At 65.2% G+C, this 3,872-nt stretch carries 3 protein-coding genes and 2 pseudogenes; 4 read left to right on the top strand and 1 reads right to left on the bottom strand.

Annotated features, from left to right (window positions below; all coding sequences use genetic code 11):
- A pseudogene (locus tag ABY403_RS14265) lies at positions 1 to 1,231 on the bottom strand (hypothetical protein); the annotation flags it as partial.
- 126 nt (positions 1,232 to 1,357) lie between these two features.
- Between ABY403_RS14265 and ABY403_RS14270 the strand changes: the two are divergent.
- The 4 genes and pseudogenes from ABY403_RS14270 to moaC all read left to right on the top strand — a co-directional run.
- Complete coding sequence (locus ABY403_RS14270) at positions 1,358 to 1,951, top strand: aminodeoxychorismate/anthranilate synthase component II (RefSeq protein ID WP_372841493.1); 594 nt, start codon at positions 1,358 to 1,360, stop codon at positions 1,949 to 1,951.
- Positions 1,948 to 2,955: an anthranilate phosphoribosyltransferase gene (trpD, locus tag ABY403_RS14275; protein WP_372841494.1), complete on the top strand. Its 1,008-nt coding sequence runs from the start codon at positions 1,948 to 1,950 to the stop codon at positions 2,953 to 2,955. Before ABY403_RS14270 ends, trpD begins: the two co-directional genes overlap by 4 nt.
- 1 nt (position 2,956) lies before the next feature.
- Complete coding sequence (gene trpC, locus ABY403_RS14280) at positions 2,957 to 3,751, top strand: indole-3-glycerol phosphate synthase TrpC (RefSeq protein ID WP_372841495.1); 795 nt, start codon at positions 2,957 to 2,959, stop codon at positions 3,749 to 3,751.
- Positions 3,742 to 3,872, top strand: a pseudogene (gene moaC, locus ABY403_RS14285) (cyclic pyranopterin monophosphate synthase MoaC); the annotation flags it as partial. The gene trpC and the pseudogene moaC, both read left to right, overlap by 10 nt.

A 3,872-nucleotide genomic window follows, 5' to 3' on the forward strand; every position in this document is an offset into this window, starting at 1 on the left:
CCACGCCTGCGCGCATCGGGTCAAGCGCCACCGTCATCGGCACGCCCATCGCGGCAAGCGCTGCAATGTCCGCGTCGGGGCCCGGATCAAGCAGCACCAGCGCCAGCAACGGCCCGCCCGTAGGCAAAAACGCCGCGCGAAACGCCTCTAGCGGCATTGTCGCGGCTTCAACCGAGGGGGCAACCGCTTGGGCGGCAGGTGCCTCGGCACCGCCGATCGAGGGCAAACGGTTTACCGCCACCCCCGGCGCATTGGAAAAACCGGGCGCGGCGGTGCCTTCAAATCCGGGCTGCGGTGCCTCGCGCGGCAAAAGCACGATTTCAGTTTGCGGTGCGGCCTCGGCACCCGGCAATGGCGCGGCGGCACCCGGCAGAACCAGCGGGTCTGGCGTTGCGGGCGCATCGCGCGTCGTTGCTTCGGGCAGCATCGGGGCCAGCGCCATGCCGGGGGGCGGCACCGGCAGCGGCTGCTCGGCTCGCGGCACGGTCGGTTGCGCGACCTCGGCCATTTGCACGGCGGGTGCCTCTGGCCCACCCGGCGGTATCGGCCGCGCGGCGGGATCGGTGCTCAAGGTCGTTGCAGAGGGTTCGGGGGCAACCGCAGGGGCGGCAGAGGGCGGTGCACTGGCGGCGGGTGCTGCATCGGTTGCAGGACGCACGGCCAAAATATCGTTAGGTGCGCGCGCAAACTCTGACCCCGGCGGCACTTCCACCGCTTGTGGTGCGGCCTCGACGACCGACTGAGGCGTGGGCATTGGCTCGGTTGCGGGTTCAAGTACCGGCACGGTTACGCCTGCCGGCGCGGGCGATGCCATTAAATCCGCGCTGGGTGCAACATCAGTGGCAGGCGCATCGAGGGCAGGCGTCGCGACATCAGCAGCGGCGGGTTCTGCGACGGGGCTCGCGTCATTGACCGAAGGCGGCACTGGCGCAACTGCGCCTGTGCCGGCAATCGAGGCAGGAGGCGGGGCTGCCGTATCCATCGCAGACGGGGCGTCGATGGCGGGGCTCGGCGGCGCAAGTGCGGCCGCATCGGACACAGGCGCATGGTCAGGTGCCGTATCGCTAGCCAGCGCTTCGATCGCGGCGGGCGAATCTGCCTGCGGCATCTCAGCCGCCGGGCTTGTGCCATCGCCCGTCTGGGGAAGCGGCAATGTCAGCGTAAGCGCGAACAGCAATACCGCAGACAAAATCGTGCCTGTCACCAGCCCAAGTAGAATGCTGCGCCCCATTACTGCCCTCGCCCAAGCCTCTTTTCCGCTCGGCCCTTGACCCCACCGCGCGGCTCTGCCCATCTATAGCCCGACGCCAACCCCGGTTCACCCAGAATCCGGCCCGCCTTGGGGATTTTCGCTTTCATGCTGCTGCTCATCGATAATTACGACAGCTTCACCTACAATCTCGTGCATTATTTCGGCGAACTTGGCGCCGATGTGGTGGTGCGACGCAATGACGCGCTGGATGTGCAGCAAGCAATGGCGATGGGGGCCGAGGCGATCGTGCTTTCACCCGGCCCTTGCGATCCGGCGCAAGCGGGCATCTGTTTGCCGCTTACACTTGCCGCCGCCGAAAGCGGCACACCGCTTTTGGGCGTATGCCTTGGCCATCAGGCCATGGGCGAGGCATTCGGTGGCAAAGTGGTGCGCGCGGGTGAGATTGTGCACGGCAAGATGGGCAGCATCCACCACGAGGGTGCTGGCGTGTTCGCAGGCCTGCCCTCGCCATTTCTTGCAACCCGCTATCACAGCCTGATCGTTGATCGCGAGAGCCTACCCGACAGTCTTGAAGTGACCGCTTGGCTTGACGACGGCACGATCATGGGCCTTCGCCACCGCGAGCGGCTGGTTGAGGGTGTCCAGTTTCACCCCGAAAGCATCGCGTCAGAGCATGGCCACCAATTGATCCGCAATTTTCTGACAGCTGCGGGAATCCAGACGAAGGCCGCGGCATGACTGATATTCGCCCGCTGATCGGCATTGCCGCCGAGCGCCCGCTAACCCGCCCCGAGGCCGAAGCCGCCTTTACCGCGCTGTTTGAAGGGGCCGCGACGCCTAGCCAGATGGGGGGCCTGCTGATGGCGCTGCGGGTGCGCGGCGAAACCATTGACGAAATCGCCGCGGCCGCGCGGGTGATGCGCGCCAAGTGCAACCCTGTCATAGCACCCGAAGGGGCGATGGACATTGTCGGCACGGGCGGCGACGGTAAAGGCACGCTCAACATCTCAACCGCCACCGCCTTTGTGGTGGCGGGGGCCGGTGTGGTGGTGGCCAAGCACGGCAACCGCAACCTCAGTTCCAAATCCGGCGCGGCAGATGCGCTGACGGCACTTGGCATCAACGTGATGCAAGGGCCAGAAGTTGCGGAAAAGGCACTGAAAACTGCCGGTATCGCCTTCATGATGGCACCGATGCACCACCCCGCCATTCGTCATGTCATGCCAACCCGTGCCGAACTGGGCACACGCACGGTGTTCAACCTGCTAGGCCCGCTGACCAACCCAGCCGGGGTCAAGCGGCAGCTGACGGGTGCATTCTCGCGCGCATGGATCCGGCCGATGGCCGAGGTGCTTGGGGCGCTTGGGTCAGATCGCGCGTGGCTTGTGCACGGCAGCGACGGCACCGACGAGCTTTCGATTTCCGGCATCTCTTACGTGGCAGCCCTTGAAAGCGGCGCGGTGCGCGAGTTCGAGGTGCACCCAGAGGAGGCGGGTCTGTCACTCCATGCGTTTGAAGAGATCATCGGCGGCGAACCTGCGCAAAATGCAGCCGCTTTCCGCGCGCTGCTGGCGGGAGAAAAAGGCGCTTACCGCGACGCGGTGTTGCTGAACGCCGCAGCCGCATTGGTGGTGGCCGAAGTTGCAAGCGACCTGCGCGAAGGGGCCGCGCGGGCAGCCGAAAGCATCGATTCGGGGGCCGCCGCTGCAAAACTCGCGGCGCTCAAGGCGGTGTCGGGCTAAAATGGATATTCTCGAACGTATCAAGGCCTACAAGCTTGACGAAATCGCGGCGGCCAAAAAAGCGCGTCCGTATACCGCCATTGAGGCGGCGGCGCGCGAGGCTGCGCCAGTGCGGGGCTTTGCGGCAGCGCTTTCAGCCAAGGCCGCCACTGGCTATGGGCTGATTGCCGAGATCAAGAAGGCAAGCCCCTCCAAGGGCTTGATCCGCGCCGATTTCGACCCGCCCAGCCTCGCGCGCGCCTATCAGCAAGGGGGCGCGGCCTGCCTTTCGGTGCTGACCGATGCGCCAAGCTTTCAGGGCGCGCCAGAGTATCTGATGGCGGCGCGCGCCGCCTGCACCCTGCCCGCACTGCGCAAGGATTTCCTCTACGATCCCTATCAGGTCGCCGAAGCCCGCGCATGGGGTGCGGATGCGGTGCTCATCATCATGGCATCGGTGGAAGACGCCTTGGCGGGCGAGCTTGAGGATGCGGCGTTCGGCTGGGGCATGGACGTGCTGATCGAAGTGCATAACCGCGCCGAGCTTGACCGTGCGCTGCGCCTGCGCTCACCCTTGATCGGAGTAAACAACCGCAATCTCAAGACGTTCTCTGTGTCGCTTGATGTAACGCGCGAACTTGCACCACATATTCCGCAGGACCGCGATCTGGTCTGCGAAAGCGGGCTTTTTCTGCCCGCCGATCTGGCCGCGATGGCGCAAGTCGGTGCACGTCGGTTCTTGATTGGCGAAAGCCTGATGCGGCAGGCAGATGTAGCGGCCGCGACACGCACACTATTGGAGGGACCATGCCCCTAAGCCATTTCGACTCGAAAGGCGTTGCGCATATGGTTGATGTTTCAGCCAAACCCATCACGCATCGGGTGGCCGTCGCGGCGGGCTCGGTGGTGATGGCACCTGAAACGCTGGCGCTAGTGCA

This window comes from Phaeovulum sp., from assembly GCF_041596715.1.
Lineage (GTDB): Bacteria > Pseudomonadota > Alphaproteobacteria > Rhodobacterales > Rhodobacteraceae > UBA6213.

What these genes read in the sequence shown, in the direction of transcription:
- ABY403_RS14270 (WP_372841493.1), top strand. Translation starts at nt 1,358, where the DNA reads ATGCTGCTGCTCATCGATAATTACGACAGCTTCACCTACAATCTCGTG.
- trpD (WP_372841494.1), top strand. Translation starts at nt 1,948, where the DNA reads ATGACTGATATTCGCCCGCTGATCGGCATTGCCGCCGAGCGCCCGCTA.
- trpC (WP_372841495.1), top strand. Translation starts at nt 2,957, where the DNA reads ATGGATATTCTCGAACGTATCAAGGCCTACAAGCTTGACGAAATCGCG.